We start from the raw sequence: 15252 nt of genomic DNA, 5'->3' as shown, positions 1-15252 counted from the left end.
TCTCCTCCAGATATGAATATTAGTCTCGGGTACCCTGGCGGCGCTGCTCGGCATCGCGCAGGACCCGCATCCAGTTGCCACCCATGATTTGAGCGACCTCCGCATCGGTAAAGCCCGCGTGTACGAGTGCCGCCGTGAGGTTCGGAAAGTCGGCGTTCGAGCCGAACCAGCTCACGGGCTCGGGCCATGCCGCGTTATCGGCACTGCCTTCGCCGTAATCGGTCTGCTTGCTCCAGCGGCCATTGCGCATCCACTCGAGCACGCGATACGGTTGCCCCTGGCACAGGTCGCTGCCGATGCCCACGTGGTCGATGCCGATGAGGTCCACGGTGCGCGCGACCATGTCGGTGAACTCGCCGGGCGTGCAGCGGCTGCCGTTCTTCAGATGAAACGGATAGAGGCTGAAGCCGACCAGGCCGCCGCGCTCGCCGAGCGCGCGCAGCACCGCGTCCGACTTGTTGCGCTTCGCCTCGTGAAAGAACGACGGATTCGCGTGGCTGATCACGATGGGCCGCGACGACAACGCAATCGCTTCAAGCGTCGAGCGCTCGGCGCTGTGCGACATGTCGATGACCATGCCGACGCGGTTCATTTCCTCGATTACCGCGCGGCCGAATCGCGTCACGCCGCCATCGGCTGACTCGTAGCAGCCCGTGGCCAGCAGGCTCTGATTGTTGTAGGTGAGCTGCATCGTGCGCACGCCGAGATCGCGAAACACCTCGACGAGGCCGATGTCGTCCTCGATCGGCGAACAGTTCTGCAGTCCAAATAAAATCGCGACCTTGCCGGCCTGTTTCGCCGTCAGCACGTCGTCCATCGTGCGGGCGGGGACGACGAGATCGGCGTGACGCTCGAAGCGCGCGTTCCATTCGGCGATGCGCGTGAGCGTCTCGCGCGCGTTCTCCCAGTAAACGATGGTCGCGTTGACGGCCGCGACGCCGCCATCGCGCATCTGTTCGAAGATGCCGCGGTCCCAGTTCGAGTATTGCGTGCCGTCGATGACGACGAGCGAGTCATGCAGTTTCATATCGGTCGTTTCCCGGCTTGTGCTATGCGCGCGTGTAGGCGGTCTTGAGCGTGGTATAGAACTCGGACGCATTCGGGCCCTGCTCGCGCGGGCCGTAGCTCGACGCCTTACGCCCCCCGAACGGCACGTGATAATCGGTGCCGGCGGTCGGCAGGTTGACCATCACGCAGCCGGCTTGGGCATGGCGGCGGAAATGCGTCGCGTGGCGCAGCGATTGCGTCACGATGCCGGCCGTGAGGCCGAACGCCGTGTCGTTCGCCACAGCCAGCGCCTCGTCGTAGTCGCGCACGGGGATCACACAGGCAATCGGGCCGAACATCTCGTCGCGATTGATCTGCATGTCGTTGCGACCATCGTCGAATAGCGCGGGCGACATGCACCAGGCGCGCTCGGGACGCGCGAGCGCCTCGCCGCCGCACACGAGCCGCGCGCCCTCGCGCTGTCCGAGCGCGACGTAACGCAGATTCGCTTCGAGCTGGCGCCCATCGATCACGGGGCCCATCTGCACGCCTTCGTCGAGCGCGCGGCCCACCCGCACGTTGGCGAGCCGCTCGGCCAGCCGCTCGACGAACGCCGCGTGAATGCCCGGCGTCACGACGAGCCGCGACGAGGCGGTGCACTTCTGCCCAGTGCCCGAATACGCCCCTTGAAACGCGCACTCGACCGCGAGATCGAGATCGGCGTCATCGAGGACGACGAGCGCGTTCTTGCTGCCCATCTCCATCTGCAACTTGATGAGATTCGGCGCGGCCACTGCGGCAAGGCGGCGGCCGGTTTCCAGCGAGCCGGTGAACGAGATGCCATCAACGCGCGGCGAGCTCGCGAGCCGGTTGCCGACTGCCTCGCCGGGCCCCATCAGCAGGTTGAACGTGCCGGGGGGCAGCGCCTGCCGGCTGATGATTTCCGCGAGCGCCCAGGCGCTGGCCGGCGTGAGGTTGGCCGGCTTGAACAGCACGGCGTTGCCGAATGCGAGCGCTGGCGCGATCTTCCAGCTCGCGGTCGCCATCGGAAAGTTCCACGGTGTGATGATGCCGACCACACCGAGCGGCTCGCGCCGGACATCGATCTCGATGCCCGGTCGCACCGAATCGGCGTTGCTGCCGTGCTGCCGCAGCACTTCGGCCGCAAAGTAATGGAAGAACTGGCCTGCGCGCGCGACCTCGCCCACGCCTTCCGCACGCGTCTTGCCCTCCTCGCGCGCAAGTTGTCGGCCAAGCTCTTCGCTGCGTGCGATCAACTCGTCGCCAATCGCACGCAGCGCGTCGTGGCGCTTTTCGAGCCCCGTGGCGGCCCACTGCGGTTGCGCGCGGCGCGCGGCTTCGATGGCTTGCTGCACCTGGTCGCCGGTGGCCTGGGCGTATTGGCCGATCAGGTCGTCGGTATCGGACGGGCTGCGGTTTTCAATGAAGGTCTCGCCGGCCAGCCATTGGCCGTCGATCCAGTTCAAAAAGGTCTGAGGATTCATCTTCGATCTCAACGCGATTGACGTGAGAGCGATTCTAGAAACCACGCTAAAATAACCAAAACCAATTTTTCTGATTGAAATATTTATTGTTCTTATAAATCTATGGATCGGCTCCCCGACGTGAAGATTGCGCAGTTACGCCATTTCGTAGCTGTCATCGAGCACGGCGGCTTCAAGGCCGCCGCGAAGGCCGTGTTTCGCAGCCAGCCGGCGCTATCGCTATCGATCAAGGAGCTCGAGGGCGCGCTGGGCTCGGCGCTGTTCGAGAAAGGCAGCCACGCGTCGCCCACGCCGTTCGGCGCGATGCTCTATGGCGAAGCGCGCAAGCTCGTCGAGCATTACGAACGCGCCATAGCCTCGGCGATCGACGTGGCCCAGGTGCGTGGCGGACGCGTGCGCGTGGCTGCGGTGCCGTCGATCGCGCACGAGATACTGCCGCGCGCGATCAGCCGGTTCTCGCCCCGGCATCCGGGCATCCATCTGCATGTGGAAGACGGCACGGCCGCCTATATCCATGACCGGGTGCGCTCGGGCGCGATCGACTTCGGCATCGCCGGCGAGCCCAAGGACGACTCCGAGCTAAGCTTTACGCCGCTGCTCGCCGACGTGATGTGTGTGGTCGTGAATGCGGGTCATGCGCTCTTCAGGCAACGCCGCGTGGAATGGAAGGATTTATCGGGCTACCGGCTGATTGGCAACGGCACGCTGCGCGCGTTACCCGAGCCGGTGCGGCGCGCTGCGGGCGGCCAGGACGACATCTTCATCGCCAACACAACGACACTGCTTTCGGCTGTCGAAGGCGGCGTGGGCCTCACCGTGCTGCCCTATCTCGCGCAGCAGCGCCATCGCGAGACACTGCGTTTCGTTCCGCTCGACGCACCGCGCATCGAGCGCGCGGTGGGCTTCGTCGAACTGACCGGCCGCTCGCTGAGCCCAGCCGCGCATGCGTTGCGCGAGAGCTTTTGCGAGGCGCTCGACGATGTGTCGCTGCCGGCGACGCATGTGCGACGACCGTCTGCAGACTGAGACTAGTTGTGCGAAAGAACGCGCCTGGTGCGCGCTCTTAAGTTGTATTCATTCGACGAAAGTAGGCCAACAACAAAACGCATCGCTCTGGAACTACTGAAAACCCTCGTCGCGAATGGCCGGCAACGCTAGACAACCCGCACGGAAACCACGGAAAATCGCAGTCTTCACGCCGGTCCGACGATACCCACCCCATACGGAACCCTACGGAAAACGAAATGAGTCGCCTGCCCCCGTTACGCGCGTTGCAAGCATTCGACGCCGTGGTTCGCAACGGCAATGTGGTCGCCGCCGCCGAAGCGCTGCATGTAACGCCTGGGGCGGTCAGCCAGCAGATCCGGCTGCTCGAAGATGCGCTGGGCGTGGCGCTCTTTGTTCGCGAGAGCACGGGATTGCGTCCCACGGAACTTGGCCAGCTCTACCATCAACATATCGCGCAGGGCTTCGAGTGTTTTCATAACGCCCACGCCGCGCTGGTTGGGGCGCGTCACGGCCCGCATTTGACACTCAGTACGTTTCCGTCGGTGGCAACGCACTGGATCGCCGCACGGCTGGACAAATGGCACGCGCTGTCGCCCGATATTCGCATCCACGTCGAGGCGATCGACCGCGAGCCCAAGCGTGGCGAAAACCGCGCGGATATCCGCCTGGCGTATGGCACGCCGCCCACCGACGACACCCCTCATCGGCTGCTGTTTACCGATCGCGTTGCGCCCGTGAGCGCCCCATCGCTACCAACGCCGGACCTGCCGCTCAAGCAGCCTGCGGATTTGTTGCACTATCCGCTCGTTCACGTCGAATGGGGCTGGGCCGATCTCTCGCCGCCAACCTGGGCCAACTGGCTCAATGCCGCCGGCGTCCCGGTACCCGATACGCTCGCGCCGCTCACCTACTCTCTTTCCTCGATGGCGATTGACGCGGCGGTCCGCGGCAGGGGTATTTCACTCGGGCAGGGATTGTTTGCGATTGACGACCTCAATAATGGCCGGCTCATCGCGCCATTCAAAATCTCGCTGACCATGCCACGCCCGTACTATCTGGTATGGCAACCCGGCTCGCTCGATACACCCGGCGCCCGGCAATTCATCGACTGGCTGATTGCCGAGGCGGAGCAGACGAATCGCGACATCGATTCGATGTTCGGCTGATTGCCTGACACCGTTTTTCATCCTCGTTTTAGATAATCTATAAACGGTCGACAAATTAAATGGTTTGTCGGCCTCATTGCGTCCTCCTATTCTCGAACGTGGTTTCCGTGCGCCTGCATTGCGCGTCTTTGCAGGATTTGACGCTTGGCGCTCACCACCCACTTTTCTACAGGATCGATGCAACGACATGAACACACCTCGTACAGAATTTCGCGTTCGCGCGCAGGAAATCGCAGAAGTGCTGCTCGGCGACGACGATATTTCACTTGATCAATTCATCGCTGTCGCAAAGTACGGTGCGCGTGTGCATCTTTCTCCCGCGTATTGCGAACGTGTATGCAGCTCTCGCGCACTCGTCGAGCGCTTTCTTCAAGAGAATCGACTCGTCTATGGCGTGACAACGGGATTCGGCGACAACTCGACTCGCGTCGTGCGCCCCGAAGAAGCGGAGCAGCTCCAGTGCAACATCGTCCGCTCTCACGCCGTTTCCGTTGGAGAGCCGCTGCCGCGCGAAGTGGTCCGCGCGAACCAGTTGATGATCCTCATTAGCCTGGGCAAGGGCTATTCCGGCGTCACCCTCGAGTTGCTGCAACTCGTTGCCGACCTTCTGAACAACGACATTACGCCGTTCGCGCCGGGAGACGGCTCAGTAGGCTATCTCGGCCCAGAGGCGCATATGGCGCTCGTGCTGATCGGCGAAGGCGAGGCCACCTGGCGCGGCGAACGCGTGAGCGGATTGCACGCGTTGCAGGGCGCGGGGCTCAAGCCCCACACACTGCGTTGCAAGGAGGGACTCGCGCTGGTCAACGGAACCACATCGGTTACCGCAATAGCGATGCTCGCGCTCCACAACGCATTAGAAGCCTCCAGGGTCGCGGACATTGCTGCCGCGATGTCCCTGCAGCCGCTCAAAGGCACGACTCGCTCGCTGGATCAGCGTTACCACGCAATCAAGAAGCACCCGGATCAAGCCAACGCGGCGGACAACCTGCGGCGCCTGCTTACCGGCAGCGCGCTGGCCGAGCGTTTTGTCGACTACCGGTTGCAAGACACTTACAGCCTGCGTGCGATGGCACAGGTGCACGGCGCGTCGAAACGCGCGATAGATGACGCGCGCACATCGATTCTCAACGAGACGCGCTCGTCCGGCGACAATCCCGTGATTCACCCGGGCGACGGAGAGGGTCTCGCGATCTCGGGGGCGAACTTCGACGGCACGTTCGTGGGCATTGCGAGCGACCTGCTCTGCATCGCCATGACCAACCTTGCGAAGATCTCCGAACGCCGAACCGATCGCATGGTCAACCCGCACTTCAGCGAGTTGCCGGCCTTCCTCGTCGCGCGCCCTGGCCTCAATAGCGGCTACATGATCACGCAGTACACGGCGGCCGGCTTGCTGGGCGAAATGCGCGCCCTCTCCCATCCCGCGACGCTCGACAGCGTCTCCACGAGCGGCAACCAGGAAGATCCGGTGAGCTTCGCCTATCTCGCCGCACGCAAGGCCTATGCGGTCTCGCAGAAGCTCCAGCATGTGCTCGCAATCGAATTGATGACTGCGGCTCAAGCACTGGAATTCTTCGATCCCGCCGACGCCTCGCCCGCCACTGCGGCTGTCTATGCGCGCATCAGGCAGGTGGCAGCAAAGGTCGAGGACGATCGCTACTTCTATCCCGACATGGTCGCCATTCATCGGCTCGTGGCCGAAGGCGATCTCACAAGCGTTGCCGAAAGCGTTGTGGGCACGCTCCATGCATAAGCAGCCCGCAATGACAGCCTCACGGCAATAACGAAACCCCGAAGGTGCGGGAATAGCGTCCGTAGTGCATTACAGGTCGCTATCTCCCTCACCTTCTGCTTGTCATTGACCTCCCTGCACGATCAATCCGACTAGACACGCAAAAAAAAAGCCGTCGTCCTTATCGGCACGACGGCAAATCGGAGACTACTCAATACTCAAGCTCATGCGACAACGATTCGCGCTTCGGGTCGCGATTGCGCGAAAAGGACCATCAAGGCGTAACGTCTGTCTTGAACCATTTTTCGCTCAAGCGCTTGACCGTTCCATCGGCAAGCGCGTCGGCAATGGCTCGATCGAACATCGTCTTCAGATCGGCATCGCTCTTGCGCAGACCGAGCGCTTCGCCATCGCCCCAGATCGCGCCGCCGATCTTGGGACCGGTCAGACAAAGCGAAGTGTTGCCCGGCTTCGACAATGCCGAAGCATAGTAGGCCGCGTCATCGAACGCGACATCGATACGTCCCGAAGTCAAGTCGATATCGTGATCCGGTGCGCTCTTGTATTCCCGAACGGTCGCAATGTCCTTGAAATTCTGGTTGATGAAGTTGCTGTAGACCGATCCCGTAACAATGCCGATCGTTTTGCCTTTAAGGCTATTGCGCAGCAGCGCGACCGTTGGCTTGTCCTGCGCTGGAATTCCTGTCAACTTCAGCAGTGCCCCGTTGGATGGACTCTTCGAAAGCACGCCCGGGCATGCCGAAACGAATACCGCCGGTGTATTTGCGTACGGCGCCGAAAAGGCGATGGCCTTCTTGCGGTCCTCGCTGATGGACAGGGCGTCCATGATCACGTCGAACTTGCCTGCATTCAGGCCGGGAATCAAGCCGTCCCAATCCTGAGCAACGAGCTTGCACTGCACATGCATTCGCAAGCAAAGATTCTGGGCCAATTCCGGTTCGAAGCCATCGAGCCTGCCGTCGGGCCGTGTCAGGTTCCAGGGCTCGTAACTGCCCTCGAGGGCAATACTCACCGTCTTGCCCTGCGTTGCCTGCGCCGGTGTGATTGCCGCAATGGCCGCGAAAGCAATCGCACCTGCCACCGCCTTCACAAGACTCCGTTGACTTGTAATCCTATTCATATCTCCTCCGTCACTGTTGAATTTGAATTCCAGTACGTCCGTTGTCAAGGTTCGCAAGCAAGCACAAGCACTGGCGACTTCGAACGCGACACGCAGGGTATAAAGTGCGCTCCCGCCACGCGCTCATCATCCGTCAAATAACTGTCCCGATGGTCTGGCTCCCCTTTAATCACGCGCATCATGCAGGTCCCGCACACTCCGACCTCGCACGAAGACTCGATCTCATGCCCGGCTTCGCGAAGACACGCCAACACCGACTTGCCCGGCGGAACTTCGACCGTCTTGCCGCTCGTGTCCAGCATGACGGCAAATCCGCGCTCGCCGGTTGCGGGGAGCGCCGACGGCGCAAAGGCTTCCATGTGAACGTTCGCATCACCGAGTACGCCGCGAGCCAGCTCGGCGGTCGTCTGCATCAGCGCCTCGGGACCGCACACGTACAGGTGCGACTGCGCTTTCGCAGCAGCCAGCAACTCCGCGATGCGCTCGCGCACTGCCTGCGGAGCGAGAGCGGGATGAATTCGTGTTTGCCCGGCCAGCGGCGAGGCCATGATTTCATCCCGAAAGACCGTATCGGCGTCGCTGCGGACGAAATATTCGAACTGGTACGACTCTCCCGACGCTTGCAATGCGTAAGCCATCGAGAGAATTGGCGTGACACCGATTCCTCCGGCCACCAGGATGTGATGCCTGGCCGCCTCGTTCACACTGAAGGCGTGTCTTGGCATGCCGATCCGCAACGGGGTGCCGTTTCCTGCCTGGCCGCAAAGCCACTCGGAGCCACCTCTCGACTCACTCGCCCGCTTGACGGCAATCCGGTAATCGGGCGCCTGCGCGTTTGGGCCGCAAAGCGAATATTGACGCACGAGCCCGTTCGGAAGATAGACGTCGACATGCGCGCCTGGCCGATAAGCCGGCAGCGGCTCGCCGTCCGGTCGGGCCAGCTTCAATACGCGCGTGTCATCCGTTCCGCCCTCGGCCTCACCGACAACGACCTCGATCGTCTCGATCAAAGCGTTCATGACCTATTACTCCCCACTATCATGACAGCACCGGTTGCAATGCCTGCTCCGCATCGATCATCTTTTTCAGCACTCTGCGAAAGCGCAGCGGCGCAGCGTCGGTTTCGATATCGGTGTTCGGCGTGCGTTTGTTCTTCATGCCCCGATCGACCGCCGCCAACACGACAAGATCTTCCTTGAACGCAGCGATAAAATCGTTGGTCAAAGCGCGACTGGTCGCCATGCAATTCGGGTGAAAATTGCGCACCTGGAACCAGAAATAGCGGCACGTATTCTCGGTAACCGGCGTCACAAAATTGTACGAGTCCATAAGAAATGCATTGGAATGAAGATTCCCTTGTGGCGCACCCGAATTCGCCGGCGCAATGACGTCTCGAATGATCGCGTGCGACGGATATTGCACTTCGTAATGCTGGAGGCGGTCGGCGCGGCCGGTGAAACTCACGTACGGAATAAAGAACGGCGCAAGTTCGCAATCGAGCATCCAGCGCGACGCAAGCACGCCGTTTTCGACGACCGACATTCTGACCGGCACATCGGCCGTCGCCACATTACCCAGCGACGTCTTGTGCACGTAGGTGACGTGCGAGGGATCGAGCAGGTTATCCGTCATGTACAGGTAACCGCAGTCGACATCCATGGCCGGGCCCCGATTGACGCCCCACGCAGGGTCGTCGTAATGCGCAACCGGAATGATCGTATCCGGATCCGCCAACTCAGCGGGACCCATCCAGATCCAGACCAATCCGTAACGTTCCGCAATGGGATAAGGCTTCACGCACGCATTCGGCGGCGTTCGCGAGAGGCCTGGCGCACGCGTGCACGTACCGTCCGCGCCGAATTCCAGCCCGTGATAGCCGCAGCGCAGATGGTTGCCCACGACCTCTCCCATTGAAAGCGGGAGCTTTCGATGGGGACAGGCATCCTCCAGCGCGACGACCGCGCGGTCCGCATTGCGATAAAACACGACAGGCTCGCCGAGGATGACGCGACCCACCGGCCGGTCGCCGATTTCATCGCTCCAGGCTGCCACATACCATGCGTTGCGCAAATACATTGCCACCTCTTCCGTGTGTAGTTCGTTGTCGGATGGTGGACAGAATAAGAACGGAGATAAACATCGATCAAGCGATTAAATCTAACGTTGCGCCTCAATTTTTCTAAACACATGGCAGATATTTATGTGCCACCATTATCAATGGTTTAGGGGTTTCCCGACGACGTCACAGATATTTCCAGAAATAGCTTGCGTGGCAATTCTGAAATGTGCAGTCTTGTATAGACAAATCAACAGGAGTACGACGAATGTCAATACTTGAACTACTCGGTTTTGGGGACGACGGATGGGGCGGCGTCCTATTGCTCGCGGCGTCGATGACCATCGCAGTGACGTTGACTGCACTCGCCATAGGTGCGTTGATTGGCACGCTCATTACGGCCGCAAAACTGTCTGGAGTCCGTATCTTTCGTATCGCTGGAGATATCTACACGACTGTCTTTCGCGGCGTACCCGAACTCCTCGTCATCTATCTGTTTTATTTCGGCGGATCGACATTCGTCACCTCGGTCGGACACTGGTTCGGCGCGACGGGCTTCATCGGCGTTCCCCCATTTCTGATTGGCTCGCTGGCCGTCGGCATGATTTCCGGCGCCTACCAGGCCGAGGTCTATCGCGCAGCGGTGCTGGCAGTTTCGCGCGGCGAGCTGGAGGCAGCGCGCGCGGTCGGCATGCCGGCATCGTTGATGATGCGGCGCATCCTGATCCCGCAAGTCATCCGTTTTGCACTCCCCGGGATCGGAAACGTCTGGCAACTGAGCCTGAAAGATTCCGCACTCATTTCGGTAACGGGCCTTGCGGAACTATTGCGCACGAGTCAGGTTGCCGCCGGTTCGACGCATCAGTATTTCCTGTTCTTCATCGTGGGCGGCACGCTTTATATGGTGATGACAATGATCTCCAACCGGGTCTTCAATCATGCGGAAGCGCGCGTCGGGCGAACCTTTCGCACCAATTTTGCACGCAACTGACGAGGACGCATCAACATGCATTCCGAAATCGCTTTTCTGTTCGATACCTTCACTCGCCTGCTCGCCGCCGTTCCTGTCACGCTTGGTCTGTTTTTTTGCTCTATTGTGCTTGGCGGCACGTTGTCTCTCGTGATCGTAGCGATGCGCGTCTCGCAGCACTGGCTGCCGAATCGACTGGCACGCGCGTACATTCTTGTATTTCGCGGCTCGCCGATTCTCATCCAGCTATTTTTGGTCTATTACGGACTCGCCCAGTTCGGCGTCATCCGGCAAAGCTTCGTTTGGCCGCTCCTGCGTGAGCCGTATACGTGCGCCGTGTTGTCTCTTGCACTGTGCACGGCCGGCTACACCGCCGAGATCATCCGCGGTGGGCTGCTGGCCGTTCCGCTCGGACAGATCGAAGCGGGCTATTCGATCGGAATGTCCGGATTCACGCTCCTGCGCCGGATCGTCGGGCCCATCGCGCTGCGCCAGTGCCTGCCCGCCTATACGACCGAAGCGGTGCTTCAGGTGAAATCGACCGCACTCGCCAGTCTCGTCACGGTATGGGAAGTGACAGGCGTCGCGCAGCAAATCATCCAGCAAACCTATCGCACCAGCGAAGTCTTTCTTTGTGCTGCGCTTATCTATCTGTTTCTGAACTTCATCATCGTACGGTCTTTTGGCTTGCTTGAAGCACGCCTTTCGCGCCACCTTCGTGCTGCGCCCAACCGGTTGTATTCGCAGGCGATGGGTTCGAAGGCCACCGCGGCTGTCGCCGATCCACATCGCGTCGCATCGTGACCCATGATTCTTCTTCGGAGATATCCATGAGCAACCCGCTTCCCACGGCATTGTCGGTTAGCAACATTCATAAATCGTTCGGCAAACATAGCGTCCTCAACGGCATCTCTCTCGATGCGCACGAAGGCGATGTGATCTCCATCCTGGGCGCAAGCGGCTCGGGAAAAAGCACATTACTGCGCTGTATGAACCTGCTAGAAACCCCAGACGACGGCTCGATTTCTCTCGCCGGAGAGCAACTGGCGCTAGTACGCCGGCGCGACGGCAAGCTGCATGCCGGCAATCGCCAGCAGGTCGACCGTATTCGCTCGCAGATCGGCATGGTGTTCCAGAATTTCAATCTATGGTCCCACATGACCGTGCTCGATAACCTGATTGAAGGGCCGGTTCGAGTACTGAAACGCGCTCGTGCGGAGGCGATTGAGGAAGCCGAGGCATTACTTGCGAAAGTCGGCCTTGCCGACAAACGTGCGTACTACCCCGCGCATTTGTCGGGCGGACAGCAGCAGCGGGTCGCCATAGCACGTGCGCTTGCCATGCATCCGAAAGTCATGCTTTTTGACGAGCCGACGTCGGCGCTCGATCCCGAACTCGTCGGTGAGGTACTTCGCGTCATGAGAACGCTAGCGGAAGAAGGCCGGACGATGCTGGTGGTGACGCACGAGATGGGTTTTGCGCGCCATGTGTCCAACCGCGTGATGTTTCTGCATCAAGGGCAAGTGGACGTTGACGGAACGCCCGACGAAGTATTCGACGAACTGCGGTCGGATCGCTTCAGGCAATTCGTTTCGAGCCACAAAGACCGTGCCGCGCATTGACCGAGCGCCGTCGGTAGGTGAGCGACACCTGGCCGCTCCTTATCAATACTTGTACCGGGCCGTAGACAAGGCTGCGCGCCGGTATTTCGAGAAGACGATTGCCCAGAACGGCGAGCCCGAAACTGTCACCGTGGACAAGAGTGGCGGCAATCTAGCCGCGCTCTAAACGCTCAACACCAGGCGCGAGACGCCGATCGAATGCTGGCTTTTCTTGCGCAGGAAGGCGTCGACGCGGACCTGCCGGTAACTTGCCTGTCCGACGATAGCGACACCGTGCGCCGCGCCCGACTCAACTTTGGCGACTGTGGCGCAAGAGGACTCGACTGGTTTCACGTCGCCATGCGGGTACAGAATCTCGAACCAGTTATCAAAGGGCTGCTTGAGCGCGACCTACGGCTGCCCAACGGAATGAAGCGGCTACCCGGGGTGCGTCCGGAATGACCGGCGCCCCTATCCAATCTGCACTTGGGGAGAAAAACAGAACGTCCAGGAATGCCCTGGAACACTTTGGAATGGTGGGCCGGGTCGGGTTCGAACCGACGACGGGATTTCTCCGGCGGATTATGAGAGTGACGGATTACCCGCCAAAACGGCCCTAACTATTTGATTTTTAACTGATGTAGCCTGCGCCGGTCAGCTATGGGCTATTCAGGGTTTTCAGGCGTTTTGCGACCTTTCCCGGCTCTATTGGGCACACATTGGGCACAGTGATGCCGCGACTACGAGCCGGTGGACGCCGGCGGGACGAGCTGCGCCAGCGCCGCCTGTGCGGCGGCATAACCATCGTTGAACAACCGCTGCCGCAACTCGAGCGGCATCGAGCGATCGAGCGTTGACGCATACCCGGTTTCAACGAATGCCATGCGCGCGCCCGCGGCCTGCGCGGCCGACACGTGCGTCGACTCGCATGCGGAGAGCATCAGGTCGATGAGGCGCATCGAGAACTGAACCGCCGAGAGCGTGCTGCGCGGGCGCACCGGCAGGTCCTGACTCACAAGCTGGATCCCGAGCCGAGGCACATCGTCAATCTTCAGGCGGTCGACCGGAATATTGTTCACCATGCCGCCATCGGCCAGGAGCGCGGCACCGAATCGCAACGGCTCGAAGACGAAGGGAATCGATGTCGACGCGCGCACTGCGCGCGCGATCGTCGCAGATGGCGTGCACATGCGCGAGAACTCGAAAGGTGCCTCGGCCGCCACGTCGGATGCGACGACCGTCAGGTCGACGCCAAGCTGGCCGAACGACAGGCCACCAGTATGCTCAGCGAGCCATGCGAGCAGCCTTGAGCCATCACAAAAGCCACGCATGCGCAGCGCCGCGAGCGGACTGAAGGACAGCATCCCCGACCAGTCGAAAGTCAGCGCCATCGTTTTCATGTCCGAAAGCGCCATGCCACATGCGGCAAGCGCGGCGACGATGCTGCCACCGGACGTACCCGCAAGCTCCACCGGCACGAAGCCGGCATCGGCGATCGCCTGCAGGGCGCCGACGTGTGCCGGCACCCTGAAGCCGGAGCCGCTCAATGCGACCCGGATCGGCCTCATGAGGCGCTCGATGCCGGCGCCGGCGCCGAAGCTGCAGGCACGCTCGAGGCAGGCGTGCCAATCACGGTCGCCTGCCCGTAGATCGCCAATGCATTCGTGACGGTCAACTGGAACACTCCGAGCGCGGCCATCGCGATGGGCTTCTGGTTCGCCGGGATGAGCATCGATGCGTTGACCGCCTTCTCCATGGCCGGAATGCCTGTCGCGATGAGTGACTGCACTGACGTCACCGTGACGCTCGCGGCCGCCGCACAGAACAGGCCATTCGCGGTCGCGGCTACCGCGATTGTTGGGTCGAGCGCAGCGACGCTCTGAAGCGTCGGCTGCACGACCATGCAACCATTCACGACGGCCGTCTGTAGTTTCGCAAGTGCATCGGCAGCCGATTGCTGCTGACTGGTCGAGCAGGCAGCAAAGAAGATGGACGCGACAATGCCTGCCGCAAGCAGCATAAGTTTTTTCATGGTGAGAACCTTCGGGAGTGAAATGCGGCGATCGCCGCGGGAAGTACTGCTGAAGATGACCGTGGCTATTGCACTGCTGCAGGCGCTGCAGCCGTCGGCGCGGGCGCCGGCACAGGCGGAGGAGACATCACCGCAGACTTCGGTTGATAGCCTCCAGCGCCCAGTGCAGGCTCTGCAGGCGTAGAAGACCCGCCGAGTTCCCCAATACTGGCGGCCGACTCGCCATCCGGCGATGCGCCGTTCGTCGCCGCATGGAACACGCCGAGACCGGTGAGCGCGGCGGCGATCCCCATGACGAGTTCCTTCGGGTCAGCCTGATGAGTGAAAACGAGCGCGCCCCACAGGACGAACAGCCCAGTCGCCGCAAGCAGTTTGATCCATGCATTCATGATTTCCTCTGGTCAAAAAAATAGCCGCGAGGCGGCCGATGTGAATCTGCGAAACTTCAAACTCAGGCGGTGATACCGAGTGCCTGCCCGCAGCTCGTATAGAGCTGCTTGCGATCATCCATGCCCACGGGCATGGCGGTCGAATGCGGATCACCGAGGTTGATCGCGCGCGACAGTGAAAGCAGATCGCCGGCGTCTGCGTACGCGTTGAGACCATGATCGATCCAGAACTGTGCGGCTGCGAGCGATGCAGTCGAGGGATCCGATATCTGAGCGGGATTACCCTCGAGATCGACATTGATCTTCTGGCCAGTCACCCGGTAGTTATATCGGCCAGTAATCTGGATCAGCCCTCCCCCGCGATACCGGAAACCGTCGCCCACCTGCGTGTTGCCCAACGCACGTGACTTCTGCGTCACCGGCTCGTAGAGAAGCTGCGCAGCCGTCGGGCCCCACAGCTCGCGCAGCCAGACCAGGCGGCCGCACTCGTGGCCGCACTCGGCGAGGAATGCGGCCTGCCGCAGCGGTGAGTCAATTGCATAAAGCGCCATCGCGGCCGTCAGCGGATCGACCCACTGGATTGCACGGGCGAGCGGGATCTGCAGCGCCGCAGCGAGCGTTTCGGGTGTCATGTCGGGATGCTCCTGGCGCCAGAGTGGCGC

At 61.2% G+C, this 15252-nt stretch carries 15 protein-coding genes and 2 pseudogenes; 8 read left to right on the top strand and 9 right to left on the bottom strand.

Going from position 1 to position 15252, the window contains the following annotated elements:
* Positions 1-19 precede the first annotated feature (19 nt).
* Positions 20-1027, bottom strand: a complete 1008-nt coding sequence (locus HV773_RS08155; RefSeq protein WP_246282242.1) for a dipeptidase — start codon at positions 1025-1027, stop codon at positions 20-22.
* A 22-nt stretch (positions 1028-1049) separates the two neighbouring features.
* Complete coding sequence (locus HV773_RS08150) at positions 1050-2492, bottom strand: aldehyde dehydrogenase family protein (RefSeq protein ID WP_175194641.1); 1443 nt, start codon at positions 2490-2492, stop codon at positions 1050-1052.
* 102 nt (positions 2493-2594) lie between these two features.
* Between HV773_RS08150 and HV773_RS08145 the strand changes: the two genes are divergently transcribed.
* The 3 genes from HV773_RS08145 to HV773_RS08135 all read left to right on the top strand — a co-directional run bounded on the left by HV773_RS08145 (position 2595) and on the right by HV773_RS08135 (position 6422).
* On the top strand, positions 2595-3518 hold the full coding sequence (locus HV773_RS08145) for a LysR family transcriptional regulator (protein ID WP_175194639.1): 924 nt from the start codon (positions 2595-2597) through the stop codon (positions 3516-3518).
* A gap of 218 nt (positions 3519-3736) precedes the next feature.
* Positions 3737-4666 (top strand): LysR substrate-binding domain-containing protein, encoded by a 930-nt coding sequence (locus tag HV773_RS08140; protein ID WP_175194638.1) that lies wholly within the window; start codon positions 3737-3739, stop codon positions 4664-4666.
* Positions 4667-4853: 187 nt separating this feature from the next.
* A complete protein-coding gene (locus tag HV773_RS08135; protein ID WP_175194636.1) occupies positions 4854-6422 on the top strand; it encodes an HAL/PAL/TAL family ammonia-lyase in 1569 nt (522 codons plus the stop codon).
* Between the two features lie 253 nt (positions 6423-6675).
* Here the strand turns inward: HV773_RS08135 and HV773_RS08130 are convergent, their stop codons facing one another.
* Genes HV773_RS08130 through HV773_RS08120 form a run of 3 tightly spaced genes read right to left on the bottom strand, consistent with a single transcriptional unit; the run spans position 6676 to position 9618 of the window.
* Entirely contained in the window at positions 6676-7542 is an 867-nt protein-coding gene (locus HV773_RS08130; RefSeq protein ID WP_175194819.1) for a transporter substrate-binding domain-containing protein, read from the bottom strand.
* A 44-nt stretch (positions 7543-7586) separates the two neighbouring features.
* Positions 7587-8561: a PDR/VanB family oxidoreductase gene (locus HV773_RS08125; protein ID WP_175194634.1), complete on the bottom strand. Its 975-nt coding sequence runs from the start codon at positions 8559-8561 to the stop codon at positions 7587-7589.
* Between the two features lie 19 nt (positions 8562-8580).
* Positions 8581-9618, bottom strand: coding sequence for an aromatic ring-hydroxylating dioxygenase subunit alpha (locus HV773_RS08120; protein ID WP_175194632.1), 1038 nt, complete (start codon positions 9616-9618; stop codon positions 8581-8583).
* 248 nt (positions 9619-9866) lie between these two features.
* On the opposite strand from HV773_RS08120, the gene HV773_RS08115 reads away from it, so the two are divergent.
* From HV773_RS08115 to HV773_RS08095, 5 genes and pseudogenes are all read left to right on the top strand, one after another.
* Positions 9867-10589: an ABC transporter permease gene (locus HV773_RS08115; RefSeq protein WP_175194631.1), complete on the top strand. Its 723-nt coding sequence runs from the start codon at positions 9867-9869 to the stop codon at positions 10587-10589.
* Positions 10590-10604: 15 nt separating this feature from the next.
* Positions 10605-11372, top strand: coding sequence for an ABC transporter permease (locus HV773_RS08110; protein WP_175194629.1), 768 nt, complete (start codon positions 10605-10607; stop codon positions 11370-11372).
* A 26-nt stretch (positions 11373-11398) separates the two neighbouring features.
* Positions 11399-12190, top strand: coding sequence for an ABC transporter ATP-binding protein (locus HV773_RS08105; protein WP_175194628.1), 792 nt, complete (start codon positions 11399-11401; stop codon positions 12188-12190).
* 40 nt (positions 12191-12230) lie between these two features.
* A pseudogene (locus HV773_RS08100) lies at positions 12231-12353 on the top strand (IS6 family transposase); the annotation flags it as partial.
* A 26-nt stretch (positions 12354-12379) separates the two neighbouring features.
* Positions 12380-12586 (top strand): annotated as a pseudogene (locus HV773_RS08095) (ISKra4-like element ISBte1 family transposase); the annotation flags it as partial.
* A gap of 323 nt (positions 12587-12909) precedes the next feature.
* On the opposite strand, the gene HV773_RS08090 reads toward HV773_RS08095, so the two are convergent.
* The 4 genes from HV773_RS08090 to HV773_RS08075 form a co-directional block, all read right to left on the bottom strand.
* Positions 12910-13737: a patatin-like phospholipase family protein gene (locus HV773_RS08090; protein WP_175194626.1), complete on the bottom strand. Its 828-nt coding sequence runs from the start codon at positions 13735-13737 to the stop codon at positions 12910-12912.
* Positions 13734-14201, bottom strand: coding sequence for a hypothetical protein (locus HV773_RS08085; protein WP_175194625.1), 468 nt, complete (start codon positions 14199-14201; stop codon positions 13734-13736). Before HV773_RS08085 ends, HV773_RS08090 begins: the two co-directional genes overlap by 4 nt.
* A gap of 65 nt (positions 14202-14266) precedes the next feature.
* Positions 14267-14590 carry a hypothetical protein gene (locus tag HV773_RS08080; protein ID WP_175194623.1) on the bottom strand — a complete coding sequence of 108 codons (324 nt, stop codon included), beginning with the start codon at positions 14588-14590 and terminating at the stop codon, positions 14267-14269.
* A gap of 62 nt (positions 14591-14652) precedes the next feature.
* Positions 14653-15222, bottom strand: coding sequence for a glycoside hydrolase family 19 protein (locus tag HV773_RS08075; protein WP_175194621.1), 570 nt, complete (start codon positions 15220-15222; stop codon positions 14653-14655).
* Between the last annotated feature and the right edge of the window lie 30 nt (positions 15223-15252).

This window comes from Paraburkholderia caffeinitolerans (assembly GCF_902859945.1).
Taxonomy (GTDB): Bacteria; Pseudomonadota; Gammaproteobacteria; order Burkholderiales; family Burkholderiaceae; genus Paraburkholderia; species Paraburkholderia caffeinitolerans.
This window is presented reverse-complemented; position numbering and strand designations above follow the sequence as displayed.

Bases quoted from the DNA above. Each gene is read 5' to 3' on its own strand.
- HV773_RS08075 (WP_175194621.1), bottom strand. From the start codon at position 15,222: ATGACACCCGAAACGCTCGCTGCGGCGCTGCAGATCCCGCTCGCCCGT.
- HV773_RS08120 (WP_175194632.1), bottom strand. From the start codon at position 9,618: ATGTATTTGCGCAACGCATGGTATGTGGCAGCCTGGAGCGATGAAATC.
- HV773_RS08155 (WP_246282242.1), bottom strand. From the start codon at position 1,027: ATGAAACTGCATGACTCGCTCGTCGTCATCGACGGCACGCAATACTCG.
- HV773_RS08140 (WP_175194638.1), top strand. From the start codon at position 3,737: ATGAGTCGCCTGCCCCCGTTACGCGCGTTGCAAGCATTCGACGCCGTG.
- HV773_RS08135 (WP_175194636.1), top strand. From the start codon at position 4,854: ATGAACACACCTCGTACAGAATTTCGCGTTCGCGCGCAGGAAATCGCA.
- HV773_RS08150 (WP_175194641.1), bottom strand. From the start codon at position 2,492: ATGAATCCTCAGACCTTTTTGAACTGGATCGACGGCCAATGGCTGGCC.
- HV773_RS08115 (WP_175194631.1), top strand. From the start codon at position 9,867: ATGTCAATACTTGAACTACTCGGTTTTGGGGACGACGGATGGGGCGGC.
- HV773_RS08130 (WP_175194819.1), bottom strand. From the start codon at position 7,542: ATGAATAGGATTACAAGTCAACGGAGTCTTGTGAAGGCGGTGGCAGGT.
- HV773_RS08085 (WP_175194625.1), bottom strand. From the start codon at position 14,201: ATGAAAAAACTTATGCTGCTTGCGGCAGGCATTGTCGCGTCCATCTTC.
- HV773_RS08125 (WP_175194634.1), bottom strand. From the start codon at position 8,561: ATGAACGCTTTGATCGAGACGATCGAGGTCGTTGTCGGTGAGGCCGAG.
- HV773_RS08090 (WP_175194626.1), bottom strand. From the start codon at position 13,737: ATGAGGCCGATCCGGGTCGCATTGAGCGGCTCCGGCTTCAGGGTGCCG.
- HV773_RS08145 (WP_175194639.1), top strand. From the start codon at position 2,595: ATGGATCGGCTCCCCGACGTGAAGATTGCGCAGTTACGCCATTTCGTA.
- HV773_RS08110 (WP_175194629.1), top strand. From the start codon at position 10,605: ATGCATTCCGAAATCGCTTTTCTGTTCGATACCTTCACTCGCCTGCTC.
- HV773_RS08080 (WP_175194623.1), bottom strand. From the start codon at position 14,590: ATGAATGCATGGATCAAACTGCTTGCGGCGACTGGGCTGTTCGTCCTG.
- HV773_RS08105 (WP_175194628.1), top strand. From the start codon at position 11,399: ATGAGCAACCCGCTTCCCACGGCATTGTCGGTTAGCAACATTCATAAA.